General features: G+C 70.0%; 24 protein-coding genes and 1 pseudogene. 17 read left to right on the top strand and 8 right to left on the bottom strand.

Annotated features, from left to right (window positions below; all coding sequences use genetic code 11):
- Positions 1-54: 54 nt before the first annotated feature.
- Together ACFC96_RS34695 and ACFC96_RS34700 are read left to right on the top strand one after the other, a co-directional pair.
- A complete protein-coding gene (locus tag ACFC96_RS34695; RefSeq protein ID WP_376615950.1) occupies positions 55-1,386 on the top strand; it encodes an enolase C-terminal domain-like protein in 1,332 nt (443 codons plus the stop codon).
- Between the two features lie 4 nt (positions 1,387-1,390).
- Entirely contained in the window at positions 1,391-2,125 is a 735-nt protein-coding gene (locus tag ACFC96_RS34700) for a FadR/GntR family transcriptional regulator (RefSeq protein ID WP_376261083.1), read from the top strand.
- Between the two features lie 27 nt (positions 2,126-2,152).
- Here the strand turns inward: ACFC96_RS34700 and ACFC96_RS34705 are convergent, their stop codons facing one another.
- Entirely contained in the window at positions 2,153-2,563 is a 411-nt protein-coding gene (locus tag ACFC96_RS34705; RefSeq protein WP_340458286.1) for a hypothetical protein, read from the bottom strand.
- 200 nt (positions 2,564-2,763) lie between these two features.
- On the opposite strand from ACFC96_RS34705, the gene ACFC96_RS34710 reads away from it, so the two are divergent.
- From ACFC96_RS34710 to ACFC96_RS34725, 4 genes are all read left to right on the top strand, one after another.
- Positions 2,764-3,798: an alpha/beta hydrolase gene (locus tag ACFC96_RS34710; RefSeq protein WP_376615952.1), complete on the top strand. Its 1,035-nt coding sequence runs from the start codon at positions 2,764-2,766 to the stop codon at positions 3,796-3,798.
- Between the two features lie 246 nt (positions 3,799-4,044).
- Positions 4,045-4,980, top strand: a complete 936-nt coding sequence (locus ACFC96_RS34715; RefSeq protein ID WP_340458288.1) for an alpha/beta fold hydrolase — start codon at positions 4,045-4,047, stop codon at positions 4,978-4,980.
- A 154-nt stretch (positions 4,981-5,134) separates the two neighbouring features.
- Positions 5,135-6,409, top strand: a complete 1,275-nt coding sequence (locus ACFC96_RS34720) for a glycosyltransferase (protein WP_376615954.1) — start codon at positions 5,135-5,137, stop codon at positions 6,407-6,409.
- A 92-nt stretch (positions 6,410-6,501) separates the two neighbouring features.
- Positions 6,502-7,830 carry a wax ester/triacylglycerol synthase domain-containing protein gene (locus ACFC96_RS34725; protein WP_376615956.1) on the top strand — a complete coding sequence of 443 codons (1,329 nt, stop codon included), beginning with the start codon at positions 6,502-6,504 and terminating at the stop codon, positions 7,828-7,830.
- 98 nt (positions 7,831-7,928) lie between these two features.
- Here the strand turns inward: ACFC96_RS34725 and ACFC96_RS34730 are convergent, their stop codons facing one another.
- A complete protein-coding gene (locus tag ACFC96_RS34730; protein ID WP_376616026.1) occupies positions 7,929-8,852 on the bottom strand; it encodes an SDR family oxidoreductase in 924 nt (307 codons plus the stop codon).
- 104 nt (positions 8,853-8,956) lie between these two features.
- Between ACFC96_RS34730 and ACFC96_RS34735 the strand changes: the two genes are divergently transcribed.
- Positions 8,957-9,523 carry a TetR family transcriptional regulator gene (locus tag ACFC96_RS34735; RefSeq protein ID WP_376261073.1) on the top strand — a complete coding sequence of 189 codons (567 nt, stop codon included), beginning with the start codon at positions 8,957-8,959 and terminating at the stop codon, positions 9,521-9,523.
- Between the two features lie 97 nt (positions 9,524-9,620).
- Here the strand turns inward: ACFC96_RS34735 and ACFC96_RS34740 are convergent, their stop codons facing one another.
- On the bottom strand, positions 9,621-10,877 hold the full coding sequence (locus tag ACFC96_RS34740) for an aromatic acid exporter family protein (RefSeq protein ID WP_376615958.1): 1,257 nt from the start codon (positions 10,875-10,877) through the stop codon (positions 9,621-9,623).
- A 227-nt stretch (positions 10,878-11,104) separates the two neighbouring features.
- Between ACFC96_RS34740 and ACFC96_RS34745 the strand changes: the two genes are divergently transcribed.
- Positions 11,105-11,377 (top strand): HPr family phosphocarrier protein, encoded by a 273-nt coding sequence (locus tag ACFC96_RS34745; protein ID WP_326708646.1) that lies wholly within the window; start codon positions 11,105-11,107, stop codon positions 11,375-11,377.
- 42 nt (positions 11,378-11,419) lie between these two features.
- Positions 11,420-11,788, top strand: a pseudogene (locus ACFC96_RS34750) (FAD-dependent oxidoreductase); the annotation flags it as partial.
- Here the strand turns inward: ACFC96_RS34750 and ACFC96_RS34755 are convergent.
- Together ACFC96_RS34755 and ACFC96_RS34760 are read right to left on the bottom strand one after the other, a co-directional pair.
- Positions 11,741-12,502: a carbonic anhydrase gene (locus ACFC96_RS34755; protein ID WP_340458639.1), complete on the bottom strand. Its 762-nt coding sequence runs from the start codon at positions 12,500-12,502 to the stop codon at positions 11,741-11,743. The pseudogene ACFC96_RS34750 and the gene ACFC96_RS34755 overlap by 48 nt on opposite strands.
- A 322-nt stretch (positions 12,503-12,824) precedes the next feature.
- Positions 12,825-13,430 carry a TetR/AcrR family transcriptional regulator gene (locus ACFC96_RS34760; RefSeq protein WP_376615960.1) on the bottom strand — a complete coding sequence of 202 codons (606 nt, stop codon included), beginning with the start codon at positions 13,428-13,430 and terminating at the stop codon, positions 12,825-12,827.
- A 182-nt stretch (positions 13,431-13,612) separates the two neighbouring features.
- Between ACFC96_RS34760 and ACFC96_RS34765 the strand changes: the two genes are divergently transcribed.
- From ACFC96_RS34765 to ACFC96_RS34780, 4 genes are all read left to right on the top strand, one after another.
- Positions 13,613-13,975: an HGxxPAAW family protein gene (locus ACFC96_RS34765; RefSeq protein WP_376261200.1), complete on the top strand. Its 363-nt coding sequence runs from the start codon at positions 13,613-13,615 to the stop codon at positions 13,973-13,975.
- Between the two features lie 112 nt (positions 13,976-14,087).
- A complete protein-coding gene (locus tag ACFC96_RS34770) occupies positions 14,088-14,876 on the top strand; it encodes an ArsR/SmtB family transcription factor (RefSeq protein WP_376261198.1) in 789 nt (262 codons plus the stop codon).
- A 65-nt stretch (positions 14,877-14,941) separates the two neighbouring features.
- Positions 14,942-15,445, top strand: coding sequence for a hypothetical protein (locus ACFC96_RS34775; protein WP_376261069.1), 504 nt, complete (start codon positions 14,942-14,944; stop codon positions 15,443-15,445).
- Between the two features lie 194 nt (positions 15,446-15,639).
- On the top strand, positions 15,640-16,212 hold the full coding sequence (locus ACFC96_RS34780) for a dihydrofolate reductase family protein (protein ID WP_376615962.1): 573 nt from the start codon (positions 15,640-15,642) through the stop codon (positions 16,210-16,212).
- 149 nt (positions 16,213-16,361) lie between these two features.
- Here the strand turns inward: ACFC96_RS34780 and ACFC96_RS34785 are convergent, their stop codons facing one another.
- Together ACFC96_RS34785 and ACFC96_RS34790 are read right to left on the bottom strand one after the other, a co-directional pair.
- On the bottom strand, positions 16,362-17,087 hold the full coding sequence (locus tag ACFC96_RS34785) for an aspartate/glutamate racemase family protein (RefSeq protein ID WP_376261065.1): 726 nt from the start codon (positions 17,085-17,087) through the stop codon (positions 16,362-16,364).
- A 63-nt stretch (positions 17,088-17,150) separates the two neighbouring features.
- A complete protein-coding gene (locus ACFC96_RS34790; RefSeq protein WP_376615964.1) occupies positions 17,151-18,641 on the bottom strand; it encodes an NCS1 family nucleobase:cation symporter-1 in 1,491 nt (496 codons plus the stop codon).
- Positions 18,642-18,955: 314 nt separating this feature from the next.
- Between ACFC96_RS34790 and ACFC96_RS34795 the strand changes: the two genes are divergently transcribed.
- Positions 18,956-20,464, top strand: coding sequence for an MFS transporter (locus ACFC96_RS34795; protein WP_376615965.1), 1,509 nt, complete (start codon positions 18,956-18,958; stop codon positions 20,462-20,464).
- A gap of 199 nt (positions 20,465-20,663) precedes the next feature.
- On the opposite strand, the gene arcC is transcribed toward ACFC96_RS34795, so the two are convergent.
- Entirely contained in the window at positions 20,664-21,593 is a 930-nt protein-coding gene (gene arcC, locus ACFC96_RS34800; RefSeq protein WP_376261060.1) for a carbamate kinase, read from the bottom strand.
- A gap of 113 nt (positions 21,594-21,706) precedes the next feature.
- On the opposite strand from arcC, the gene ACFC96_RS34805 reads away from it, so the two are divergent.
- Genes ACFC96_RS34805 through ACFC96_RS34815 form a run of 3 tightly spaced genes read left to right on the top strand, consistent with a single transcriptional unit; the run spans position 21,707 to position 25,616 of the window.
- Complete coding sequence (locus ACFC96_RS34805) at positions 21,707-22,645, top strand: DUF2877 domain-containing protein (RefSeq protein ID WP_376615967.1); 939 nt, start codon at positions 21,707-21,709, stop codon at positions 22,643-22,645.
- Entirely contained in the window at positions 22,642-24,192 is a 1,551-nt protein-coding gene (gene fdrA / locus ACFC96_RS34810) for an acyl-CoA synthetase FdrA (RefSeq protein ID WP_376615969.1), read from the top strand. Before ACFC96_RS34805 ends, fdrA begins: the two co-directional genes overlap by 4 nt.
- The gene (locus ACFC96_RS34815; protein ID WP_376261054.1) at positions 24,189-25,616 is read left to right on the top strand and encodes a DUF1116 domain-containing protein; all 1,428 of its coding nucleotides are present in this window, start codon (positions 24,189-24,191) and stop codon (positions 25,614-25,616) included. The genes fdrA and ACFC96_RS34815 overlap by 4 nt, the downstream gene beginning before the upstream one ends.
- Positions 25,617-25,640: the final 24 nt, after the last annotated feature.

Genomic DNA, 25,640 nt, shown 5'->3' on the forward strand with positions numbered 1-25,640 from the left:
GGTCCACCGCGTCTCGTCACCTCGTCAACCCGTCGCACACAGGAGTGACCGCCGATGACTGCTCGTATCGTCGATGTGGAAACGATCGACGTCCGCTTCCCCACCTCCAAGGACCTCGACGGCTCCGACGCGATGAACGACTCGCCGGACTACTCGGCGGCGTACGTGGTGCTGCGCGTCGGCGGCGGTGACAAGCTCACGGACGTGTCCGAAGGGCACGGCTTCACCTTCACCATCGGCCGCGGCAACGACCTTGCGGTCCAGGCCGCACGAGCGATCGGCGAGCGGGCCATAGGCCTGTCCGTCGCCGAAGTCGTCAGCGACCTGGGCGGCTTCTCCCGCCATCTGCTCGGCGACAGTCAGCTGCGCTGGCTGGGCCCCGACAAGGGCGCGATCCATCTCGGCACGGCCGCGGTCGTCAACGCCGCCTGGGATCTGGCCGCCAAGCTGGCGGGCAAGCCGGTGTGGAAGCTGCTCGCCGACTTCTCACCGCAGCAGTTGGTGGACCTGGTGGACTGGCGCTACCTCAAGGACGCGCTGACCCCGCAGGCCGCGCTCGCCCTGCTCGAGTCCCGGGTGCCGGGCCGCGCCGAACGGGAGGCGTACGTGCGCCGGCACGGCTACCCCGCGTACACCACCAGCGCGGGCTGGCTCGGTTACGACGACGCCAAGTTGGCCCGGCTGTGCAAGGAGGCCGTCGCGCAGGGCTGGGACGCGGTCAAGCTCAAGGTCGGCGCCGACCTCGAGGACGACATCCGCCGCTGCCGCATCGCCCGCGAGATCATCGGCCCCGACCGCAGGCTGATGATCGATGCCAACCAGACCCTCGGCGTCGAGGAAGCGATCGCCTGGGCGGACGCGCTCGCCGAGTTCGACATCTGGTGGTTCGAGGAGCCGACCAGCCCGGACGACATCCTGGGCCACGCGGCCATCGCGCGGCGCATCGCGCCGATCCACGTGGCCACCGGCGAGCACGCCCACAACGCCGTGATGTTCAAGCAGTTCCTGCAGAGCGATGCGATCGGCATCTGCCAGATCGACGCCTGCCGGCTCGGCGGCGTGAACGAGGCGGTCGCCGCCCTGCTGCTCGCCGCCGCGCACGACGTACCGGTCTGCCCGCACGCGGGCGGAGTCGGCCTGTGCGAGCTGGTGCAGCACCTGTCGATCTTCGACTACGTGGCCGTCAGCGGCTCGATGGAAGACCGCGTCGTGGAGTACGTGGATCACCTGCACGAGCACTTCCACGATCCGGTCCGCATCCGCGGCTCGCGCTACCTGGTGCCCGAGGCTCCGGGCTACAGCGCACAGATCCACCGCGAGACTCTGGACAGCTACCGCTATCCCACCGGTCCGGTCTGGGGCGGGTCCGACCGGATGGGATCCTGACCCCATGTCAACCAAGAGAGATGCGGACGGCTCCGGCGAGAGCGGACTCAGCGTCGTCGACGTGGCGATCAGCCGCCTCAAGAAGCGCATCGAATCGGGCGAGTTCGCGCCGGGGCAGCGGCTTCCCCCGGAGACCGCGCTCGCGCACGAGCTGGAGCTGTCCCGCCCCTCTCTCCGCGAGGCCGTACGCGCCCTCGCCATGGCCGGCGTTCTCGACGTGCGCCGGGGTGACGGCACGTTCGTCACCGATCTGCGGCCGGACCGGCTGGTGCGCGCCATCGGCAGCTTCCTGGACCTCGCCAACGACACCGGCCTCGACGAGATGCTGGAGTGCCGCAAGGTCATCGAGCCGGGCGCCACGGCGCTCGCGGCGACCCGGATCGACGCGGCCACCCTCGACGCCCTCCACGAGCGCATCGAGCGTATGCGAACGCTGCACGACCCGGAGGAGCTGGTTCGCGAAGACCTCGCGTTCCACGCCGACATCGTCGCCGCGACGGGCAACCGCACCCTTGAGTCGCTGCTCTCCTCCGTCACCCAGCAGACGGCCAGGGCCCGCATCTGGCGAGCGCTGATCAAGTCCGACGTGCTCGCCTGGACCCACGAGCAGCACATGGACATCTACCGCGCCCTGCGCGCCCACGACAGCCTGGCCGCCTTCACGGCGGCCAACCGGCACGTCAACGACGTGGACGCCTGGGTGCGTGACCGCCTGGACGCGGTGCGGGACCGCGCCTGAGGGAGCGGGGCGCCACCACCGGTCGTGTCACGCGCGCCCCAGGACGACGAGCCCGACCAGCAGCACCGTGACGGCGGCGCTCATGCCGTGGGCGACGACCGCGGTGAGCGGGAAGTTCCGTTCGGCGGTGGCATGCCCCTGCGAATGTCTCCCCCGACTGGGCAGCCAGCGGAAGAGCATCATGAAGCCGAAGGCGGCCACGATCAGAACGACGGCGCAAGCGGCCCAGGCGGAGCCGCGCGCGTTGCCGATGAGGTACGCGGTCCAGGAGGCAAGTCCGGCGACAGCGAGCGCGATGTGGCCGAGAACGAGCCACAGCGGCAGCCGCGTCACGCCCGGCGTGCGCTGTTGCAGCCCGCCGTGGCGGATCCACACCGTGGCCAGATATCCGCCCAGGCTCGCGGTGACCAGCCAGACACACAGCACGGCGACACGCATACGCTCCCCCTCGGCATCCGTTGCCCTTTGACCCAGCACAGCGCACCGCGGGGACGACCGTTCAGACGTCCATTCATGAATTCACTCGTAGGGATGAATACCGGCGTTAACTCCTCCGGACTGACCGACCCGGCCCATGACGGCGTCAGGCACCAGCCATCGGCGTCGGCGCACTCGTTCAGTGTGGTTGGCTGCGGCGCATGGGTCTCAGACGATCGTTCCGCAGTCCGATCGGTGACGGCGTCCCGGCGCCGAAGGCGGCGCCTCCGTTCGACCCCGAACTGGGCGCCGTACTGGCGGACATGGGCAAGGGTCCGAGGGAGCCGATCACCCCGGACAACCTGGCGGCCAGGCAGCAGCTGGATGCCGCGGCCCGGCCCAGGCCGACCACCGAGGACCTGCGCGCGAACGGCCGTTTCGAAGTGACGGAGTTGCGCGTACCGGGACCGCCCGGCGGGCCGGAGGTCACGCTCGTGAGCGCCCGGCCCTCCGGGCTCGTCGGACCGCTGCCGCTGCTCTACTACATGCACGGCGGCGCGATGGTCATGGGCAACGCGTGGTCCGTGCTCCCGCGGATTCTGCGCGAGTGGGCCCTTCCGCTGGGCATGGCCGTGATCTCGGTCGAGTACCGGTTGGCGCCGGGGGCGCGGTACCCGGACCCGCTGGAGGACTGCTACGCGGGGCTCCTCTGGGCCACCGGGCACGCGGCCGAACTGGACATCGACCCGGACCGCGTCATCATCGGCGGGAAGAGCGCCGGCGGCGGGCTCTCCGCTGCCCTCGCCCTGCTGGCCCGCGACCGCGGTGGTCCCGAGCCGTTGGGGCAACTGCTGCTGTGCCCCATGCTCGACGACCGCGGCAGCACCTTCTCCAGTCGACAGATGTCGGGCCTCGGGCTGTGGGACCTCACCTCGAACGCCACCGCGTGGCAGGCGCTGCTGGGCGACCGTTACGGTGCCGAGGACCTGCCCCCGTACGCGGCCCCCGCACGCGCCACGGATCTCTCACGGCTCCCCCCGGCGTATGTCGACGTCGGGTCGGCGGAGATGTTCCGGGACGAGGGAGTCGCCTACGCGGGCGCCATCTGGCGGGCGGGCGGACAGGCTGAACTGCACGTATGGCCCGGCGCCTACCACGGCTTCGACAGCGTGGCGCCCGAGGCGGTCTTGAGCCGGGACGCGCGCAACGCCCGCACCCGCTGGCTCCAACGCCAGTTCGCCGACCGCCGTACCTGAGCCCCGTTCCCGGACGCTCACGCCGCGGCACCGGCTCGGGGGGAACAAGTCAGCGAGCTCGGAGAGTTGGTGTGCCACGGCTCGACCACTATCCAGCGAATGGAACAGAATGTTCTGTTCGAGACGATATCTTGACGGCATGTCAATGTACGGCTTTGTCCGGACCTCAGCTGGATCGACCACGCGGCGACCGGCCCGAGGCGGCCCACCGCTGGACCTGGTGCACGGAACGGGGGTTGAGACCTCGTGTCGCTGACGCACCCGGCGCTCGCCGTCCCCCACACCCGCACCCGATCCCCTCTCGTGTCCCGCCACGAGTGGGAGGGCTACCGCTGCGAGTCGCGCCTGGTGCGTGCACCCGCGCCGCGTATCGCGCCCTCGGTGCTGGTCGGCGGTGCGTTCCAGACCAAGGAGAGTTGGGGGCGTCTGGAACGTGAACTGCTGGCGCACGGCGACGTGTTCACCGTAGACCTCCCGGGCTGGGGTGCCGGGAACGTCCTCCCCGACCGCCATGGCGCGGACTTCCTCGCGGACGCTCTGGGACACATGCTCGACGAGTCGGGGCTGACCTCCGTCAATCTCGTGGGCGGTTCGTACGGCACAGCCATCGTCTACCGCCTCGCGCAGCGGCGCCCCGAACTGGTCGAGAGGATGGTGCTGGTGGGGACGATGACGTCCATTCCCCGGCACGCCCGGGTCGCCATGCGCCGGACTCTGGACCTGCTCGCGGACCGGCGTATGGAGGAGTTCGCCGAGGAGACCGTCGCGTTCATGGTCAACGCCGACCGGATCGACTCCGTCACCGCAGGCTCACGGGTTCGCCGCTTCCTGATGCGCCGGATGCTCAACCTGAGCGAGGAGGACGTCGCCAAACACCTCGCCAACACGATGCGTCTGCTCAGGCACGAGATGCTCGACACCAGCCGGCCGCCGGCCATGCCGGTACTGGTCGCCACCGGGGAGTACGACACCTTCACCACTCCTGAACTGTGCCGAGACCTCGCCGCCACGTGCTCCGACAGCTGGTTCACACAGGTGGCCGACGCGGACCACATGCTTCCGCTGGAGCGGCCGGTCGAACTCGCCGACCTGATCACCCACTTCCTGGCGGACGAGCCGCTGGCACAGCTCCCGTACTGCCGCGGGGTGGAGCGGACCTCCCAGCCCTGCCCAGCCCGCTGAGCACGCCCGAAGGCTCCCCCGGTAGTACGCGATCACGTGACTCCCGGTCGACGTGCTCGTTGGTGGCGTAGGCAAAAGCGTGAGTCGCGGCAGCCCAACGGCTCGCCGGGAAACCCGGGTTGTGCGATTCCGGTCGAAAGGGGACCCGCACTCGATGCGCATCCAAGTCGTCACGGTGGGTTCGACCGGCTCGGTCGCCCCCTACACCGGCCTCGCACACCGCCTGTTGGCCGAGGGACACACCGTCGAGATCGTCACCCACGCCAAGTTCGCCCCGATGGTCGCCTGTTGCGGACTTCGTATGGAGCCGCTGGAAGCCGATCCCTTTGAATCGCTGATCGACGCCCACAGCAGCCTCAGGAGCGCAGGGCATCCATCGAACGCCCGTCGTTCGCCCCGGCGCCCGGCACTCGCGTCGCTACGGTCACTCGTCCGGACGACCGAACAGGCCATGCTCTCGTTGGTGGACGCCATCCTCACAGCGGTGGACCCGAAGGCCGACCTCGTCCTGCTGTCGACCATGGCGGCCCCGATCGGCGCGGCCATCGCACGCCACCACCGCATTCCCACCATGGGTGTCTTCCTCCAACCCGATGTGCCGACCGCCGAGTTCGCCCCGTGCACGACGGCCTGGCGGAGATCGGGCCGCGCCAACCTCCTTCGGGGCCACGCCGCCAACGCTCTCTTCGACACCCTGTATCGCTCGGCCCATCGCGCCGTCCACGCCCGCCTGGGTGTCGACCACCGCAGCGCCCATCGCCTGCGCGGAGTCCGTGAGCGCGAGCAGTGGCCGATCTGGCACGGCTACAGCCCTTGGGTGGTTCCCCGTCCGGCGGACTGGCGGCCCGGACTGCACGTGGCCGGGTACTGGTGGCCGCACGAGTGCCCGAACTGGCAACCACCCACCCTGGTGGAGGACTTCCTGGCCGCCGGACCACCCCCGGTACTCATCGGTTTCGGAAGCATGATGCCCGGCGACCCCGAGGAGCTCGGCCAGATCGCGGCGCGGGCGCTGCGCCGCGCGGGCCTGCGCGGGGTCGTCCAGTCGGGGTGGGCCGGCCTCTCGGTGGTCGACGACGACGTCATCACCGTGGACGAGATCCCGCACCGCTGGCTCATGCCCCGGACGGCGGCAGTGGTCCACCACGCGGGCGCCGGCACCACGGCGGCCGGTCTGCGGGCGGGTGTACCGGCCCTACCTGTACCGGTCATGACCGATCAGCCCTGGTGGGCCGCCCGCCTTGTGCAGCTGGGGGTGAGCGCGGAAGCGCTGCCCTGCGCCGAACTGACCGCCGCACGACTGGCCGACGCGCTCACCCGCACGACCCAGGACCGCGCGCTGTCGCGCAACGCCGCGGCAGCGGCCGTACGCCTTGCGCGGGAGGACGGAGCGGGGGCCGTCGCCCGCGCGGTGGCCACGCTCGGCTGATCCGCGTCAGCCCGCGCGTACGCCGGCCCAGCGCCCGCCCGGACACACCGGACGGAGCCGGGCACCCACCATCATCGGCTCGAGGACCCCCTATGACCCCACCAGCCCCGCCATCACACCTCGCCACCTCGTCGACCGCACCGGAACACGACACCGCGCGCCCCGCCACCGCCATGCCACCGCTGGACGCCTGGATGCACCGCCAGCAGAGCCACGGCGGCTCCACCATGACGGCCGCGCTGCTCGCCTGGTTCGAAGGGCCCCCGCCCACGCTGTCAGCCCTGCGCTCCTCGGCCGCGTTCCGCCTGGCACCCTTCGAGCGGCTACGACAGATGCCGGGCGCGGCCGGTCCCGCGGACGGCGGCTGGCCGCGGTGGTCGACCGGCCCGCACTTCGAGGCCGCTCACCACATCGTCGAAAGCCCGGACGCCGCCTCGACGGAGCTCGAAGTGGACATCGCGGCCCTCTTCACTGCGCCACTCGACCCCTGCCGCCCGCCCTGGCAGTTGCACCTCATCCCCACCACGGGTGGCTTCGTTCTCCTGTTCCGCGCCCACCATGCCCTGCTCGACGGCAGGTCGATCGCCACGTTGCTCCGCGCCCTGTTCGACGAGAAGGACGCCCTGCGCCCTCCGCGCGTCGGCGGCCCCGCGCCGGCGGACACGCCCTCCCGAACCCGCCGACTCGCCTGGGCTCTGGGCGACCTGCTCCCCAAGGCCCGCCCGCTGCCCTTTCACGGTCCCGTCGACCCTCACCGGGTTCTGTGCTTCTGCCCGGTGCCGCGTAAGGAACTCGACGCCGCCCGCGCGTCGTTGCGCTCCGACGCGTCAGCCGATCGTGCCTCCGCCAACGCGGTCTTCCTGTCCGCCACCGCCGGAGCGCTGCGGAATCTGGGCGTCGCCGGCCGCCCCCTACCGGCCTTGCCCGGCATCTGCGCCCTGGTCCCCGTCGACGTACGCGCCGACGGGGAGTCACAGCTCCTCGGCAACCACTACGCCACGGTCCGGGTACCGCTCCCCCAGCAGCGGGACGCGCGGGCGAGACTCGGTGCCGTCGACGCCTTCATCCGGCGCGCCGCGATCGGGGCCAGGGCCCGCGCCCAGGCCGCCGTGGTCTCCTCACGACCACGCAAGATCACCCCTCTGGGCAACGCGGCGGGCCGTTACGTCGATTCACCCCGCTACTTCTCCCTTCTCTGCAGCAGCGTGTCCACGCACGCCGGCGACCTGACCCTCGGTTCGGCGCGACTCACCAAGATGGCAGCCGTCCCGCCGCTCGGCCCGGGCCACCCTCTCGCAGTCACCGCCATCCATCACGGCAGCACCTCCGTCGTCACCGCCGTCACCGACCACAACCATCGCGACCTGGCGCGACCACTCGCCGAAGGAATCCGCGACGAGATCCGCCTCCTGGCCCACTGAACGATGGGAGGCGGACGGCGGTCGGCCGCTCGGGGTGAGGTCGCTGTGCCGCCGTCCACGTGTATGTGCGCAGCGCCGGTGCCGATTCCGCGGCTCGCTCAGGCAGTGGTCGTCGACGCCTGGAAGTAGTGCCCCTTGTCGAGGTCTTCGAGGAGGCCGGGGTGGGCCGGCTCCCAGGAAAGCAGTTCGCGGGTCAGCGTGTTCGACGCCGGGGCGTCGATGCCGACGAAGGCGGCCAGCCAGGTGAAGTGCTCGGCGGCGTTCTCGGGTGCCACGGAGGTCACCGGCACGTCGAGGTGGCGGCCGATCACTTCGGCGACGTCGCGGAGCGCGACCCCCTCCTCCGCGACGCCGTGCAGCACCGATCCCGCGGGGGCCTGCTCGATCGCGAGGCGGAACAGGTGGGCGGCGTCGAGGCGGTGGACGGCGGGCCAGCGGTTGGCGCCGTCCCCGACGTAGCCGGAGACGCCCTTGGCGCGGGCGGTGGTGACCAGTGCGGCCATGAAACCGTTGTCCCCGTCGCCGTGGCAGGTGGGCGAGAGCCGCACCACGGACGAGCGCACACCCTGCGCGGCGAGGTCGAGCACCGCCTGAGCAGTGGACACCCGGATGGTGATCGGCGAGTCGTCGATCGTGGCCCTGTCGTGTTCGGTCGACACCCGCCCGGGCGCGAGTCCGGCCACGCCGGAGGCGATGACGAAGGGCCGGCCGGTGCCCATGAGCGCGGCGCCGATCGTGTCGACTGCGCGGCGATCCGCCTCCGCGGCCCCCTGGAAGTCGCCGGAGAAGGCGATGTCGTGCTTGAAGGCGAGGTGGATCACCCCGTCCGACGAGGCGGCCGCGTCACGGAGTACGTCGAGGTCGTCGACGGTGCCGCGAACGACCTCCGCCCCCGCGGCGGTGAGCGCGGCCGCGGAGGCGTCGGAGCGGGCCAGCCCGACGGCCTCGTGTCCCGCGTCGATGAGCTCGGGAACGACGGCGGAGCCGATCCAGCCGGACGCGCCGGTCACGAAGATGCGCATGAGAAACCCCAGAAAGTCGATGGCAGATGCCGCCATGGTGATGTCAGTGCCTGTCATCAAAGCTACACCTGATGTCATTCACTGTCATCACGTAGGATCTGCGCATGGGTAGATGGGAGCCGGACGCGCGTGGGCGTCTGGCGAACGCGGCGTTGGAGCTCTACAGCGAGCGCGGGTTCGAGCAGACGACCGTGGCGGAGATCGCCAAACGGGCCGGACTCACGGAGCGCACGTTCTTCCGGCACTACGCGGACAAGCGCGAGGTCCTGTTCGCCGGTTCCGGCCAGCTGGAGGAGGCGTTCGTGAAAGCGGTCGCCGACGTGCCGAAGTCCGCGGCGCCGATCGACGCGGTGGCCGTGGGCCTTGACGCGCTCGCCGAGTTCTTTGCCGACCGCCGCGACTTCGCGCGGCGACGGCAGGCCGTGATCATGGCGACCGCCGAACTCCAGGAGCGCGAGCTCATCAAGCTCGCCTCGATGTCGGCGGCGCTCGCCGACACCTTGCGGCGGCGCGGCGTGGCGGAGCCGGCCGCGAGCCTCACCGCCGAGGCGGGGGTCGCCGTCTTCAAGGTGGGCTTCGAGCGCTGGATCGGCGCGACCGAGGAACGTGAGATGTCGCGGTTCATGCGGGAATCGCTGGACGAGCTCAGGACGGCGCTGACGGGCAACTAGGGCCTGTCGTCTGGGTCGTGCCAGGCTCGCGGGTGCCGGCACGCGCTCCCCGGCCCGGCCTGATCCCACCGAAGAGCCCCAGCCCGCCCCTTCTCTGTCACGTGCCTTTCCGGCGTACGCCCAGCCTGTGCTTGCGTGCCCATCTGAGCACGTCGGCGAGTGCCGGGAAGCGTTCGTGCAGTTGCTGGGCGTTGCGGTCGAGTTCCTCCATGAGGCGCTGTGTGCGGTGCTCCGCGTCGAGTTCGGCGAGGATGCGGTCGATCTCGGTGAGCAGGGCTCCCTGCAGCTGCCACTGGCGCGGGTCCTCCTGGACGGTGTCCAGAAGCAGTCGCGCGACGTGTTCGCGCTGGGCGTTGGCGGCGGCCAGATGGCTGACCAGGCGGTCCTCTGCCGTCTCCGATTCCGAACTGGTTCCGGTGGAGACGAGTACGGCGAAGCTGACGATCGCGTCCGCGACGTGCCCGAGCAGATCGCGCATCGCCATCGACGCCTCGGGGTCGAGCAGCCACTCCTCTTCGCGCTGTTTGGCCAGGTCCGTCAGGGTCCGCGCGATGACGCGCAGCACGACGGTGCAGATTTCGAGTGTGTCGAGGCCGGTCCGCAGGACCACACGGTGCAGTCGCCCCTCCCGCACACGCGGGTTGAGCCGGAGGCTGTCCTCGGCCTGCCGCAGGGAGGCGTCCACGTCGGCGATGTCCTGATCGAGGCGGCGCGCCTCGTGGAGTCGTTCCGCGGCGAGCGGCCAGGGGGTCTCGTCGTCGAGCTGGTCGCTGAGTTCGAGGAGGAGGCGGCGCATGCGCCGGGCCAGGTCCTCCAGGGCGTCGCCCGCCGTGTCCACCCAGAGGGGCGGGGCGAAGAACAGGTTGAAGGCGAGCCCGGTCAGGGCTCCGATCAGGGTTTCCAGTACGCGGTCCCAGGCGCTCGATGCCACTTGGGTGACGCCGAGTACGAGCATGGCGCTGATCGCCACCTCGGGCACGAACTCGTTCGCGCGCACGAGGGGCCCGATGGTGAGGGACACGAGGATGATCAGCCCCAGGCTCCACCAGCTCAGTCCCACCAAGGCGCTGAACCCGATGGCGATGAACACTCCGACGACCACGGAGTTGATGCGGCTCAGACTCATCTTCACGGTCGCGTACAGGGTCACCTGCACGACGAGGAGAGCGGTCAGGGGCGCGGTCAGCGGTACGGGTTCGCGGCTGAGGTGCAGGGCGATGACGTAGGCGATCGTCGCGGCGGCGGTGGCGCGTAGCGTCTGCACGGCTTCCGGGTGCCTCAGCCGTTTCACGAGCCGACTGCCACGGGGGACACGGCTCAGTAGCTTGACCAGCCGCTCGGGTACCAGACGCATCCTCAGACCCTTCCCCGATCAGTGCGGCACCTCCCGGCCGCGTAGACCGCCTGGGTCACGCCGAGGGGGGCGGGAAGGCCGGCGCTCGCGCTTCGTGCCCGTATCTGTTTACTTCGCCGCGTCACCCCCGTAGCATCCAGTGAAACGCAGAAGATCAGACATTAAACAAATGTAAATCCACATCCATCGAGCCTCTCATCCTTCACCTCCAGAAAGAGGGTCACCTCATGCCGCAGCGCACTGTCGTCATCGGTTCGCGCACCGGGCTGCACGCCCGCCCGGCTTCCGTCTTCGTCCAGGCCGCCTCGAAGCAGCCAGTCAAGGTGACTGTGGCCCGCGAGGGGCAGAGCCCGGTCGACGCACGAAGCCTGCTGTCCGTGCTCGCACTCGCGGTGAAGCACGGTGATTCCGTGGTGCTCGCAGCCGAGGGCGACGGCGCGGACGCCGCCATAGACGAACTGGCCGCGCTCGTGGCGACCGACCTCGACGCCAGGGAGTGACAGTCAGGTCGTCGCCATCTCCGTGCGGGACGGACGCCTAGCCCCCTTCACACGCTCCCGAACCGGCACCGGTGGGTCCGCGTCCCCGGGGTGACGCTCCTCGGTGACGCCGCGCACCTCATGCCGCCGTCCGGCGAGGGCGCGAATCTGGCGATGCTCGACGGCGCCGAGCTCGGGCAGGCGATCGCCGCACACCCCGACGACCTCGAAGCGGCGCTCACCGCCTACGAAGAGGCGATGTTCCCGCGCAGCGAGTCGGAAGCCGCGGATGTGCACCGGCTCTTGGCGCTCTGCCTCGACGACCGGGCACCGCACAGCCTCATCGACTTCCTCACCGGTGGAGATGATCCGCGGCGGGCCGCTTCAGGACGGGGCGCCACTCAGGACGTCCACCTTGCCGGTGTCGAGTGAGTAATAGGCGCCGACCACGGCGAGGTCGCCCTTCTTCACGAGAGGGGAAAGGTCGTTGTTGGTGCGCAGATCGGTCGCGGTCAAGGTGACCTGAGCACGGGCCATGGTCTCGACGGGGTCGCCGCCGCCCTCGCGGACCGCTTGCCGATATGCCGGTTCCAGCGCCTTGACGATCGCCTGCAGATTGCCCGGCAGCGGTTTGCCGTCTCGCAGGGACTCGTACGCCGCCTTGACCGCACCGCACCGCTGATGGCCGAGGACCACGATGAGGGGGGTGCCGCTCGTCATGGGCCCGTATTCGACAGAACCGGTGACGACCGGCCCGATCGCCTCTCCGCCCGTGCGCATCACGTAGAGGTCGCCGAGGCCGGTGTCGAAGAGGAGCTCAGGCGGTACGCGGGAGTCGATGCACGCGAGGATCGACCCGAAGGGCTCCTGCTGCTGAGCGACCAGCTCACGACGGTCCGGATCCCGGTCGGGGTGCTGAAGATTCCCGCTCACCCACCGCTTGTTGCCCTCCATCAGCCTCGTGAATGCCGCCTTGGGCGTGGTCGGCGGCGGCGTCCGCGTGGGCGTCGGCGAAGTGCCGGACGCCTCGGTGGAGGACGGTGCGGTGACGGCGCTGGTCGCAGTGCACCCCGCGAGCGCCACCGTGGCACTCGCGAGTGCGCCGGCGAGCAGAACTCTGCGTGTCGGAGACTCTGCTGTGTCCATCGGTCGTTCCCCTCGGTGCCGTGTGCCGCTCACCTACGCCATGCGTCCTGACAGGGGCGATTGTGCTGCCGGATGCGGGTGCGGTGACGGCAGGCACGGGCGGACGCGCGGCACATTGCCACCGGCGGGCTAGGGCCGTTTGTTTGAAGTCAGGTTCAGTCGTGCGGGCAGGCCGCACGGTGACGGGTGCGGGCGTGGGGGCGAGGACGAGCCGGATGCGGTCCGCGTCCCCCGTCGGGCGCGCTGCCCAGCGCGTCGCCGATACCGCGTCCGCCGCTCTCGCGTGCCGGTCGGCGACGACGAAAGGGCCCGGATGCAGCCGTCAGACGCCGCCCGGCCACGCGGCCAGCGCCAGCTCGGCCACCTGGGACAGCTCCGCCGCGTCGGCCCCGTCCCGTGCGCGCTGTGAAAGTCCCTGCACGACCGCGGCGAAGTAGGAGGCCAGGGCCGACACATCGACCCCGGCGGGCAGCTCCCCTTCTTCCTGGGCCCGGCGCAGGCGCCCCTCGATGGCCGCCAGGCCCGCGTTGCGCACGTCGCGCAGGAACTCGGCGATCTCCTCGTCCTGCACGGTGACGTTGGTGGCCGCGCTGATGGCCAGGCAGCCCGCCGGGTGCGACGGATCCGCGTAGACCACCGCCGCCTCGCGCAGGATCCGGGACACGGCGCCGCGAGCCGTCGGCTCCTCGGCCAGGGCGCGCGCCGGGAAAGACCCCAACGGCGACCGGCCGTACACCTCGACAGCCTCCCTGAAGAGCGCCTTCTTGTCGCCGAACGCCGCATAGAGGCTGCCCGGGCGGATGCCCATCGCCTCCGTCAGCTCGCCCAGCGAGGTCGCCTCGAAGCCGCGCTCCCAGAACAGGTGCATGGCCGCCTCCAGCGCCGCGTCCCGGTCGAACGTGCGCGGACGCCCTCGTGCTCTGCTCATGCCGCCATTCTAGAGCGCTCGCTCAAAAACTCATGCTACGGTCCATTCTTGAGTGCTCACTCAACAAATAGTGCGAACCCGAGGAGGTCCCTCACCCCATGAACGGACATCTGGACACGCAGCCGGCCGAACAGATGAAGAGGCGCCCGGGCGGACAGGCGGAGAGTCATACGGGCGGACAGCTGGACGCGCACCGGTACGACGAGGGGCACACCGTCGCCGGGTGGGCCGGCTTCGCCGTCGCCACCGGCGGGGCGATCATCACCGGCCTCGGCATCTGCGGCTGGCGCCCGGGGATCTGGCTGGGGATCTGCGTCCTGGCCTCCGCGGCGGCGGTCACGTGGGGCCTGCACCTCGCGGGCTGGGGCAAGCCTCCCGGTCCGCGACGTTCGGATCTCAGGGGACGGGACCACGCCGCACGCAACGGACATGCGGACTGCCTCGGATGCCGACTGGCCGGGCGGCGCGGGGTTCCGGCGCGCCCCGGCACCGCCCCCGACCTCACCGCCATCCCCGCGGAAGCACCGTCCCCCGCCGACCTCTGACGCGGGAGGCAACCGGGGTGCCACGGGCACGCCGGAACCCATTCCTCATGACCGCTGGCATTATGCAGGTGAATACCTGCATAATCGGAGTGTGAGCCACGAAGCGACAGCGATGGACCAGGTCTTCAAAGCGCTGGCCGATCCCACACGGCGGCGGCTGCTCGACCGTCTGCGTGAGCACAACGGCCAGACGTTGCGCGAACTGTGCGACCGCCTGGACATGGCGCGCCAGTCGGCCACCCAGCATCTCGACATCCTGGAGCGGGCCGCGCTCGTGACCGTCGTCCGACGCGGACGCGAACGGCTTCACTACCTCAATCCGGCCCCGATCCACGAGATCGAGGAACGCTGGATCTCCGAGTTCGACAAACCCCGTCTGCAAGCGATCAGCGCCATCAGGAACCAGGCAGAGGAGTACGCCATGACCAGCGGATCAGCATCCGTACCGTCCTACGTCTACGTCACCTACATCCGGGCCGGCGCGGAGCAGGTGTGGCGGGCCCTGACGGACGCGGACCTGACGGCACGCTACTGGGGACACGCCAACGTCTCCGACTGGCAGCCGGGCTCGGCCTGGGAACACCGACGCGTGGACGGATCAGGGGCCGTCGACGTCGTGGGTCAGGTCCTCGAGGCCGAGCCGCCGACGCGTCTGGTCATCACGTTCGAGGACACACCGGACGCCCAGCCGCCGCGCGCCCCGTCCGTCGTCACCTTCCTCGTCGAGCCGCACGAAGACATCGTCCGTCTCACCGTGACCCACGAGAACCTTCCCGACTCGGAGATGCTGAACGGCATTTCACAGGGGTGGCCTGCCGTGCTCGCGAACCTCAAGTCCCTGCTCGAGACCGGCGACGTGCTCCCGCAGGCGCCGTGGAGCATGTCGAGTTCGCACGCCTGAAGCGACAGGAACGACAACAGCCGCTCCCCCCACAGTCACTCCGCGCAGGACTCGAGGAAGAAGCCATGGTGGACACCGATTCCCTCAGGGACGCCTACCGCACGCTGCTGGACGCCGCCTCCGCAGTGGCCGACTCAGGGGACACGAGCCTCGTCCCGCCCGCGGGCGAGTGGAACGCCGACCAGATCCTGGCCCACGTCGCCCTCGTGAACGCCACCACCATCGCGACCGTCTCCGCCGCCTCCGCGGGAACACCCACGACGTACGACACCCGCGCGGCGCACGACACATGGACCATCGAGCACGTCATCGGGCTCGCCGGCGGCAACGCGGGGCTCCGGGAGCGTGTCCGCCTCCAGGCAGACGCCCTCTGCGCCCTCGGCGGCCCGATGCTGAGCGAGACCGAACTCGACACGCTGGTGCCCGCCCTGCTGCTGTCCCACGACAAGGTCCTGGTCAATCAGCCCCTCCCCCTCAGGGACCTCATCACGGGCCTGGCGGACGTGGAGCTGCCCGGCCACACCCGACAGCTCCTGGCCCTGCTGCCGCAACCGGCGGTGGATGACTAGGGGGTTGGAGCGCGACCGGGCCGGGCGAGGCGAGTGCCCCGGCGCCCGCCGATGATTTTTCCCGGGCGCCGCAGTCATCCAGTCAGTGACAGCGGTGATCCGCGGGCGAGGTGCCCTATCGGCCACCGCTCGAACGGCCGGAAATCCCGATCACCGCCCGCCGAACGGTACGAAACACACCAGGAGACCTCGAGATGCGCACTCTGATCAGCACCGCCTTCGTCTCGCTCGACGGCGTCGTCGAGGCCCCGGGTGGCGAGCCCGGCTACCGGAACTCCGGGTGGACCTTCAAGGACGTCGAGTTCCTCCCGGAGGCGTTCGAGATCAAGGGCCGCGAGCAGCAGGAGGCCGCCGCCATGATGATGGGCCGCGTCAGCTACGAGGCGTTCAGCCCCGTCTGGCCCGGCATGGAGGAATTCGCCCAGTACAAGGCCATGCCCAAGTACGTGGTCTCCACCACCCTCACCGAGGACGAACTCGTCGCGGACTGGGGCGAGATCACGGTCCTGCGCTCCCTCGACGCGGTCGCCGCGCTCAAGGAGACCGAGGGCGGGCCGATCATCATCCACGGCAGCGCCGCCCTCAACCGGAGCCTCTCCGACGCCGGCCTCATCGACCGCTACCACCTGCTCGTCTTCCCGCTGCTCCTCGGCGCGGGCAAGCGCCTGTTCAGCGACACGGACAAGGACACCCAGAAGCTCGAGCTCGTCGAGTCCGAGGCCTACGCCAACGGTCTGCAGAAGCAGGTGTTCGAGGTCGTCCGCTGACCGGGCTCACGCGCGGCTGTCCGGCGAGGGCGACGAGCCGATCGCCGGCCAGGCCGCGGGCGAACGCCGCGGAGACATGTCCCTCACTCCGCGGCGCCCGGGACCGGCCGTCGACGCGACACCCGGAACCGGCAGGCCGATGCCCGGGCTCATGCGGCCCGCGGCGGCCAGTTCTTGATGCTCTTGGGGCGGGGCGCCGCGTACGTGCGTACCTTCGAGGTCGAGAGGCCGAGGCGGACGAGGGACTCGGCGATGGTGACGGCCGCCGCGACGCCGTCCACGACGGGGACACCGGTGCGCTCGACGACTCGCTCCGTGAGACCGGCCATGCCGCCGCAACCGAGGCAGATCACCTCGGCCTTGTCCCGTTCGACGGCCTGTGCCGCCTGCTCCACGATGGCCTCGACGGCCGCTTCCTCGTCACTCTCCAGCTCCAGTACGGCCATTCCGCTGGCCCGCACCGACGCGCAGCGGTCGGAAAGCCCCGCGAGCTTGAGCCGGTCCTCGATGAGCGGCACGGTCCGGTCGAGCGTGGTGACCACGGAGTAGCGGTGGCCGAGGAACTGCGCGGTGCTCGCGGCGGCTTCCGTGATGTCGACGACCGGGACGTCGAGGAGTTCCTGGAGCCCCTCCCGTCCGTGCTCGCCGTATCCGGCCTGGATGACGGCGTCGAAAGGGTGCGAGTAGGAGCGGACCGCCTCCATCACGGCGACGGCCGCGAGGTAGCTCTCGTAGTTGCCCTCCACCGACTCGGCGCCGAACGGCGGGGTGAGGGGCACGATCTCCGTCCCCGGTGAGGCGACGGCGGCGGCCTGGGCGCCGATGCTCTCGGTCATCGAGGAGGTGGTGTTGACGTTGACGACGAGGATGCGCATTTCTGGGCTTTCTTTGCCGGGTCCGGCCTGGGCCGAAGGTGGTACGAGGGTGGTGCGGAGCAGTCAGGCGGCGTCGACGGCGATGGCCTCGCCGTCGACGTCCCGGGTCGTCTTCCTGCGGTCGGCGAGGACCAGGTAGACGACGGCGGAGAGGACCGCGCCGATGAACCAGGAGAACCCTGAGACGGACTTGAAGGCGGGGACCAGCGCGATGACGACGGCGACGGCGGCCGCGGGCACGAAGGCGGCGATGGCCTTCATGTGGAAGCCGCGCTGGTAGAAGTAGTCGCCCTGCTGGTCGTCGGTGTAGAGGTCGGGGACGTTGACGCGGGTCTTGCGGACCAGCCAGTAGTCCGCCATGACAACGCCGAAGACGGGGCCGAGCAGTGCTCCGAGGCCGCCGAGGAAGTAGTTCACCACGGTCGGGTTGTCGTAGAGGTTCCACGGCAGGATGACCAGGCCGATGACGGCGCTGACCACGCCGCTGCGGCGGAAGTTGAGCGTGCGTGGGAACAGGTTGACGAGGGCGTAGATCGGCGCGACGAAGTTCGCCATGAGGTTCACCGCGATCGTCAGCGTGATGAACGCGAGTGAGGCCGCCGCCATCAGGAAGGTGTTGGGGATCGAGCGCACGATGTCCTCGGGCCCGGTGATGACTTCGCCGTTCAGCTTGAACTGGGCCCCGCTGAGCACGACCACGATGCCGGCGAAGAACAGCATGTTGACCGGGATACCGACGAGGTTGCCGCGCACGATCGCCCGGCGGTTCTTGGCGGAGCGTGTGAAGTCGCAGAAGTTGAGCACGAAGGTGCCGTAGATGACGACCCAGAGGGCGGCGCTCTCGAAGATCTGGCGCCACATGTCGAGGCCGTGCGGCGCGTGCCCGGTCGACATCGAGATGGAGCCGTCGGCGCGGATGAACATCCAGATCGCCAGGGCGGACATCGTGATGAGGATCGTCGGTGCCGCGAACGCCATGTACTTGCGGATCAGTTCCATGCCGTAGCTGACGATGACGACTTGGACGACCCACAGGGTCAGGAACGTCGCCCAGCCCAGGGTGGAGAGTCCGAGGATCGAGTTCTCGTCGAGGGAGCGCAGCCCGGGGAAGAGCACCTTGACGAGCGCGCCCAGCACGGAGGCCGCCAGGTACGTCTGGATGCCGAACCAGGCGATGGCCACGACACCGCGCACGATGGCCGGGATCTGCGCTCCCTTGACGCCGAAGGCGATGCGACTCATGACGGGGAACGGGACGCCCGTCTTGTTGCCCATGTATCCCGAGAGGGTCAGGAGCAGGAAGAGCAGCGCCGACGCGACCGCGAAGGCGACCAGGATGTTCCAGACGCTCATCCCCAGGGCGAACAGGCCTATCGCGAAGGCGTAGTTGCCGAGGCTGTGCACGTCGTTGCCCCAGAGGGTGAAGACGTTGTAGGCGCCCCAGCGGCGCCCTTCCTTCTTCGTGGGGGCGAGGTCGGGGCTGTACAGCCCGGGGCTCGTCCGGGGTTCCCCTTCGACCGCAGCGGTGGGTGGCTTCTCGTGCACGGCGGCCATGACACACTCCCGGCGTTTCCGTATTGCGGAATTACTTTTCCTTGTTTCGGAACGGGAGATTACGGGGGGTGGTAGGGGCGGTCAATAGGTCGCCGCCCAGAATTTATGCGACACCGCACAACGCCCCACCGTGACAACCCTCACGCAGTGAAGATTGCGTGCGCAAATTGTTTCTGTACGGCACGGGCCTGCCGACCCGCCCGCCGCGGCCTCACGCACCCGCGAACGGTGATTCTGCATACCAACCAAGCGTTCAGCCTCGCCTGGCAGCCGCTACCTTTACGTTCGACCGCATTTTGGTATACAAAAACTGCATGCAAGCCCCTCCACCGTCACCCAGCACCCCTCAGGAGCAGCGCCCGGAGCCCCGCCGCTGGTGGGCGCTGTGCGTCCTCGGTCTGGCGCAGCTGATGATCCTGCTGGACAGCACCATCGTGAACGTGGCCCTGCCGTCCATGCAGAGGGAGTTGGGCATGGCGGACGGTGACCGCCCATGGGTCGTCACCTCTTACACGGTCGCGTTCGGCGGGCTGCTGCTGCTCGCCGGCCGCGTCGCCGACCACGCGGGGCGCAAGCGTGTCTTCGTCTCGGGTCTGCTCGGTTTCGCGCTCGCCTCGGCGGCAGCGGGGGCGGCCCCGACGGCGCAGGCCCTGTTCGCCGCCCGCGCCGTGCAGGGCGCCTTCGCCGCCCTCCTGGCCGCCTCCGCCCTCGCCTTGGTGGCCACGACCTTCACCGACCTGCGCGAGCGCCGGAAGGCCATCGCCGTCTTCGGTGCTCTCGGCGGCGCCGGAGCCTCTCTCGGAGTCGTCCTCGGCGGGCTGCTCACGCAGTGGTTCGGCTGGCGCTGGTGCCTGCTGGTCAACGTGCCCGTCGCCCTCCTCGCGCTGCTCGGCACGCTGTGGACTCCGCGCGATCGCGCCCAGCGCCTCACCGGCCGTATCGACATCGCGGGCGCGGCACTCGGGTGCGGTGGCCTGACGGCGCTGGTGTACGCGTGCAGCAGGGCGGAGGCTCAGGGGTGGACGTCCCCCGGCGTGCTCGGCGTACTGCTGGCCGGGGCCGTCGCGCTGACGGCGTTCGCCTGGTGGCAGACCCGGGCCGCCGCCCCGCTCCTGCCGCCGCGACTGATGCGCGACCGCCGCCGCGTCGCCTCACTGCTCGCCGGTGGCGCGCTGATGGCGGGCCAGCTGTCCGTCTCGCTGTATCTCACGTACTACCTGCAGACCGTGCTGAACTGGTCCGCGCTGGCCAGCGGCCTGGGCTTCCTGCCCATCAGCCTCGTCACCACCGCGACCGCCACCCAGCTCGGCACACGCCTCCTGCCCCGGTTCGGCCCGCGCGTGATGATGACGGCCGGTCTGTGCATCTCCGCGTGCGGACTGTTCCAGCTCACGCTCCTGGACCCGGATTCCACCTACGCCGCGAACGTCCTGCCCGCGCTGGTCACCTTCAGTGTCGGCATGGGCGGCAGCTTCCTGGCCATCATGACCGGCGCCACCTCGGACGTGCCCGCACAGGACGCCGGCATCGCCTCGGCGACGGTCAACTCCGCCCAGCAGATGGGCGGCTCCATCGGGTCGGCCGTGTTCAACACGGTGGCCGCGAGCGCGGCGGCGGCCTTCCACGGGAGCCCGCGGGCCGCCACCCTGCACGGGTTCACCTCGGCCGTCTGGATCCCCCTCGCCCTGCTCCTGCTGGCAGCGGTCGCGACGGCCACACTGGCGGGCCACCGATCTACCCGCGTATATGCGCGCGCAAATACTTTCCCTCGTCATCCGAGCGAAGTAAAAAATGGGCAGGGAAGCGGAAGTCGCGGCGCTTGAGAAGGCGATATCCAGGAAATGCGGAGGGTGGGGTCCGACGGTGTGGTCCGACTCCCCCGGGTGGATAGCCGGACCACGCCCTCTGAAACAGAAATACGCTCCTGTTCCGGGGCGCCATGAGGCCTTCCTGCCGTAGCAAGGCTTCCTGCACAAGCCCCATGGACCTCGGCCTCGACTCGACCTCGGCCTCGAGCTCGGCTCAGGCGAAGACGATCCCCTCCGGCACGTCGGCCCGGATCTCCGTGCCCACGCGGCGCTCCAGCAGGTCGTCGATCCGTTCGAGCGGTCCTATGAGTGCGCGTCCGCCGGCCTTCGCGACCCGCACCGCTGCATCGACCTTCGGCTTCATGGACCCCTCGGCGAAGGACAGTTCGGCGATCGCTTCCGGGGATGCCGTCAGGATGTCCCGCTGCTCGGGAGTGCCCCAGTTCTCACTGACGTAGTCGCCGTCCGTGAGCATAACCAGCATGTCCGCCTTGAGCTCGGCCGCGAGTGCCGCGCTGGCGAGGTCCTTGTCCACCACGGCCTGCATACCGGTCTGGCGGCCCTTGCCGTCGGTCTTCACGGGCACGCCTCCGCCGCCGACGCACACGACGAGCCGGCCGTTCTCCAGGAGCATGCGCACGAGCGGCGCCTGGACGATGCGCCGCGGGGCGGGCGACGGAACCACGCGCCGGAACGCCGCACCGTCGCGCGCGATCGTCCACCGGTACTCGGCCGCTGCCTCAGCGGCGTCCTGCGCGGAGTACTGGGGACCGATCAGCTTCGTCGGGCGCTCGAAGGCCGGGTCCGCCTCGTCGACCTCGGTGGTCGTGACGATCGCCGCCACTTCACGCTCCCCGGCGAGCGCGTTGGAGAGCTCCTGCTGGATGACATAACCGATCATGCCCTGCGTCTCCGCGCCGAGGATGTCCAGCGGGTACGCCGCCACGTCCTGGTAGGCGAGGTTCTGCAGAGCCAGCAGACCCACCTGGGGTCCGTTCCCGTGAGTGATCACGAGCTCGTGCTGTCGGGCGAGGCCGGCGAGGGCCTCGCAGGTGGATCTCACGTTCGCCCGCAGATGGTCGGCCGTCATCGGCTCCCCCCGACGGGCCAGCGCGTTGCCTCCGAGAGCCACGACGATGCGCATGGATTCCCTCCACAGACTTGTTCGCTTCCCCATTGTCAAATGGTATACCAGTGAGCGAATGTTGAAGGGAAGCCATCACGCCCGACGGGCACGGTGAGGGCGAGGAGGGTGCAGTGACTTCTCTGTGTACAGCCACCGAGCTGCGCGCCGTGTCCGGCGACGCCGCACTGATCGCGTACCTACGCGCGCTCCGCGGGCAGGGCGTCGTCGACAGCGTCTTCCAGCGGACTGTCAACGTACTGATGCCTGATGAGAGGCTCGTCGCCCTCGCCGCCCGAGGCGGTGGCGACGCTCCCCGGACCCTCGTCACCGATGCGGACGACTGGTCGGGGAGGGGGATCTCGGCGGGTCGGGCCGTGGAGTTCGCGCCGGGTGTCATCACCGTCCGCACGACGGACGCACACCTGCGGGTGCATACGGAGGGCGCGGATGAATGGCATCCCATTCTTCCGTCGCTCGCGGCACTCGGCCTGGGCGACCTCGAGGCTGCCGCCTCGGCGCTCGACCGGCTGATCCAGGCGCACGGCTCGCGTGGCGGCATGCTGGGCCCGACTCCCACCGCATCGTCGATGGAGGCCGCCGTCACCCGGGCACTCGCCGACGGGCGCGAGGCTCTCGTACGCGCGATCACGTCCGCGGACGACGACGCCATACGCCGCGGCGTCCTGTCGCTTCTCGGACTCGGCCCGGGTCTGACACCCGCGGGCGACGACTTCCTGACCGCTCCGGCCCTGCTGTCCTCGCTTCACGGCAGCGGGCTCAGCGCGTTCGGGCGGGCGCTTCAGGACGTCCTGCTCAAACACCCCGGCCGCACCACGCGGTTGAGCGTCACCACACTCGACGAGGCCCTGGCGGGACGGGCCCGCGCCTCGCTGCTCGACGTCCTGCACGCGCTGGCCCACCCCAGCGGGTGGAGCGAGGCGCGGGCAACCGAATCCGTCCGCACCTCGGTCCGACACGTGCTGGCCATCGGTCACACGTCCGGCACCGACATCTTGTCCGGTCTCGTGACCGGGCTTCGCCTGGAGAAAGAACTGCGAGGTTCGCTGTGAGCATCACAGCAGTCGTCAAGAAGAACACCTACTTCGACTCGGTGTCGCTGATGTCCATCTCGACCCGGGCGAACCAACTGCCCGGCGTGGAGCAGGCGTTCGTCGCCATGGGTACCGAGATGAACAAGGGCGTGCTGAGCAACCTCGGCCTCCTCACGGCGGATCTCGGCGCCGCGGGCACCGGGGACCTCATGATCGTCGTGGAGGCCGGCGAGGAAGCCGACCACGCGGCGCTCCTGACGGAGGTCGAGGAGCTCCTCGTGCAGAAGGCGCCCGGCGCGAGCGAGGGTGCGGACAAGGTCACGTACCGCACGGTCGACAGCGCCGCGCGCGCCATCCCCGGGGCGAACCTCGCGATCGTCGCGGTCAACGGCGCGTACGCGGCCCGGGAAGCCCGCAAGGCGCTAGAGAACGGCCTGCACGTGATGGTCTTCAGCGACAACGTCCCCATCGAGGAAGAGGTTCGCCTCAAGCAACTCGCGCACAGCAAGGGCCTGTTCATGATGGGACCCGACTGCGGTACCGCGATCATCAACAATGTCGCGCTGTGCTTCGGGAACGCCGTGCGGCCCGGCACCGTCGGTGTCGTCGCGGCGTCCGGAACCGGCGCGCAGGAGGTCAGTGTCCGCATCCACGCGCTGGGGGCGGGCATCTCGCAGCTCATCGGCACGGGCGGCCGCGATCTCAGTGAGCAGGTGGGCGGCATCATGATGATCGACGGGATCCGGGCGCTCGCCGACGATCCCGGGACCAGCGTGATCGTCCTCGTCTCCAAGCCGCCCGCTCCCGCGGTGCAGGACAAGGTGCTGGCCGAGATCGCGGGCGCCGGCAAGCCCGTGGTGGTCTACTTCGTCGGCGGATCCGAGGAGGCCGTGACCGCGGCCGGCGGGCATTTCGCCGCGAGCACCCAGGACGCGGCGCTCCAGGCCGTCCGCCTCGGGGTGGACGCCCACGCGGCCGTCGACGAACTGGCCGCCAAGCAGGTGGACGAGCTCTGCGCCCGCCTCGCGCCTGAACAGCGGTACGTGCGCGGCCTGTTCTGCGGCGGCACCCTGTGCGACGAGTCCATGTACGCGCTGCTCGAAGTGAGCGACAACGTGTGGAGCAACATCCAGAAGGACCCTGGGCGCCGACTGACGGCCGACAGTCCCAGCGTCGGGCACACCTTCCTCGACTTCGGCGACGACGACTTCACCAACGGCCGCCCGCACCCGATGATCGACCCGTCCCTGCGTCTGGCGCGACTCGTCCAGGAGGCCGAGGACCCCCAAGTGGCCGTCGTCCTCATGGACTTCGTCCTCGGGTTCGGCGCCCACGAGGACCCGGTCGGGGTCACGCTCCCCGCCATCGCGCAGGCCAGGAAGATCGCCTCCGACGCCGGCCGTCACCTGGAGATCGTCGGATACGTCCTGGGCACCGACCTCGACACCCCGGCCCTCGCCGATCAGGTCGCGGCCCTGGAGGCCGCCGGAGTCACCGTCACCCGCAGCAGCACCGAGACGGGCCACTTCGCCCGTGAGACCGCCCGGAAGGCACACCGCGCATGAGCACTCAGGCCACCAGCCTCTTCACCAGCGACCTCAGCGTCGTCAACGTCGGACTGGCCATGTTCGACCGGGACCTCACCGCCCAGGGCGCGCAGGTCACGACCCTCGACTGGACTCCGCCCGGCGGCGGCAGCCCCGAGGTCCTCGCGGCTCTCGACGCGCTGGAGGACCCGCGCGTCGCCGAGCGGACCGATGCGGCCAACGCCGAAGCCGTCGACCGCATCGTCGGCGCCCGGCCGATGCTGGTCGGCTTCGGCCGGGCCATCGACGTGGTGCCCGGGATGACCCCGACGACGATCCTGCACGCCGGACCGCCGATCACCTGGGAACGTATGGCGGGTGCCATGAAGGGGGCCGTCACCGGCGCCCTTGTGTTCGAGGGCCTGGCGCGTGACCTCGCCGACGCGGAACGGCTCGCGGCATCCGGCGAGATCACCTTCTCGCCCTGCCACGAACACGACTGCGTCGGTTCGATGGCCGGTGTCACGTCCGCGTCGATGTACATGCACATCGTCCGCAACGAGACGCACGGCAACACCGCCTTCACCAACCTCTCCGAGCAGATGGCGAAGATCCTCCGCATGGGGGCGAACGACGAGAGCGTCATCGAGCGCCTCGTCTGGATGCGGGACGTACTCGGCCCCATGCTCAAGGAGGCCATGGAGATCGGCGGCCCCGTCGACCTGCGTCTCCTGCTCTCCCAGGCGCTGCACATGGGCGACGAGTGCCACAACCGCAACATCGCGGGCACCCTGCTCCTCGCGCAGGCGCTCACTCCCGCCCTGCTGCAAACGAGCTTCACCACCGAGCAGAAGAAGGAGGTCTTCGACTTCATCGCCAGTTCGGACTACTTCTCCGGACCCACGTGGCTCGCCATGGCCAAGGCCGCCATGGACGCCGCTCATGGCATCGAAGGGTCGACGATCGTGACGACGATGGCCCGCAACGGCGTCGAGTTCGGCCTCCGCGTCAGCGGCCTGCCCGGGAACCAGTGGTTCACGGGCCCGGCCCAGCCGGTCATCGGGCCGATGTTCGCCGGTTTCAGGCCCGAGGACGCCGGCCTGGACATCGGTGACAGCGCGATCAGTGAGACGTACGGCTTCGGTGGGTTCGCCATGGCGACCGCACCCGCCATCGTCGCGCTCGTCGGCGGAACCGTTCAGGAGGCCGTCGCCTTCACCAGGGACATGGGCGAGATCACCACGACGCAGAACCCGAACGTCACCATCCCCGCCCTGGGTTTCGAGGGCATCCCCACCGGCATCGACGTCCGCAAGGTCCTGGCCACCGGGATCCTGCCGGTCATCAACACCGCGATCGCCCACAAGGAAGCGGGCATCGGGATGATCGGCGCCGGCATCACGCACCCGCCCGCCGCAGTCTTCGAGCAGGCCGCCAGAGCTCTCGCCCGCACGGTCGCCTGACGGCGCGCCGGCCAACCCACGGAG

It is taken from the genome of Streptomyces sp. NPDC055955 (assembly GCF_042270245.1).
Taxonomy (GTDB): Bacteria; Actinomycetota; Actinomycetes; order Streptomycetales; family Streptomycetaceae; genus Streptomyces.

What these genes read in the sequence shown, in the direction of transcription:
- ACFC96_RS34705 (WP_340458286.1), bottom strand. Translation starts at nt 2,563, where the DNA reads ATGCGTGTCGCCGTGCTGTGTGTCTGGCTGGTCACCGCGAGCCTGGGC.
- ACFC96_RS34790 (WP_376615964.1), bottom strand. Translation starts at nt 18,641, where the DNA reads ATGGCCGCCGTGCACGAGAAGCCACCCACCGCTGCGGTCGAAGGGGAA.
- ACFC96_RS34760 (WP_376615960.1), bottom strand. Translation starts at nt 13,430, where the DNA reads ATGAGCAGAGCACGAGGGCGTCCGCGCACGTTCGACCGGGACGCGGCG.
- ACFC96_RS34775 (WP_376261069.1), top strand. Translation starts at nt 14,942, where the DNA reads ATGGTGGACACCGATTCCCTCAGGGACGCCTACCGCACGCTGCTGGAC.
- ACFC96_RS34745 (WP_326708646.1), top strand. Translation starts at nt 11,105, where the DNA reads ATGCCGCAGCGCACTGTCGTCATCGGTTCGCGCACCGGGCTGCACGCC.
- ACFC96_RS34720 (WP_376615954.1), top strand. Translation starts at nt 5,135, where the DNA reads ATGCGCATCCAAGTCGTCACGGTGGGTTCGACCGGCTCGGTCGCCCCC.
- ACFC96_RS34755 (WP_340458639.1), bottom strand. Translation starts at nt 12,502, where the DNA reads ATGGACACAGCAGAGTCTCCGACACGCAGAGTTCTGCTCGCCGGCGCA.
- ACFC96_RS34700 (WP_376261083.1), top strand. Translation starts at nt 1,391, where the DNA reads ATGTCAACCAAGAGAGATGCGGACGGCTCCGGCGAGAGCGGACTCAGC.
- ACFC96_RS34730 (WP_376616026.1), bottom strand. Translation starts at nt 8,852, where the DNA reads ATGCGCATCTTCGTGACCGGCGCGTCCGGCTGGATCGGCTCCGCCGTC.
- ACFC96_RS34780 (WP_376615962.1), top strand. Translation starts at nt 15,640, where the DNA reads ATGCGCACTCTGATCAGCACCGCCTTCGTCTCGCTCGACGGCGTCGTC.
- ACFC96_RS34725 (WP_376615956.1), top strand. Translation starts at nt 6,502, where the DNA reads ATGACCCCACCAGCCCCGCCATCACACCTCGCCACCTCGTCGACCGCA.
- ACFC96_RS34735 (WP_376261073.1), top strand. Translation starts at nt 8,957, where the DNA reads ATGGGTAGATGGGAGCCGGACGCGCGTGGGCGTCTGGCGAACGCGGCG.
- arcC (WP_376261060.1), bottom strand. Translation starts at nt 21,593, where the DNA reads ATGCGCATCGTCGTGGCTCTCGGAGGCAACGCGCTGGCCCGTCGGGGG.
- ACFC96_RS34740 (WP_376615958.1), bottom strand. Translation starts at nt 10,877, where the DNA reads ATGCGTCTGGTACCCGAGCGGCTGGTCAAGCTACTGAGCCGTGTCCCC.
- ACFC96_RS34795 (WP_376615965.1), top strand. Translation starts at nt 18,956, where the DNA reads ATGCAAGCCCCTCCACCGTCACCCAGCACCCCTCAGGAGCAGCGCCCG.
- ACFC96_RS34785 (WP_376261065.1), bottom strand. Translation starts at nt 17,087, where the DNA reads ATGCGCATCCTCGTCGTCAACGTCAACACCACCTCCTCGATGACCGAG.
- ACFC96_RS34815 (WP_376261054.1), top strand. Translation starts at nt 24,189, where the DNA reads ATGAGCACTCAGGCCACCAGCCTCTTCACCAGCGACCTCAGCGTCGTC.
- ACFC96_RS34710 (WP_376615952.1), top strand. Translation starts at nt 2,764, where the DNA reads ATGGGTCTCAGACGATCGTTCCGCAGTCCGATCGGTGACGGCGTCCCG.
- ACFC96_RS34770 (WP_376261198.1), top strand. Translation starts at nt 14,088, where the DNA reads ATGGACCAGGTCTTCAAAGCGCTGGCCGATCCCACACGGCGGCGGCTG.
- ACFC96_RS34695 (WP_376615950.1), top strand. Translation starts at nt 55, where the DNA reads ATGACTGCTCGTATCGTCGATGTGGAAACGATCGACGTCCGCTTCCCC.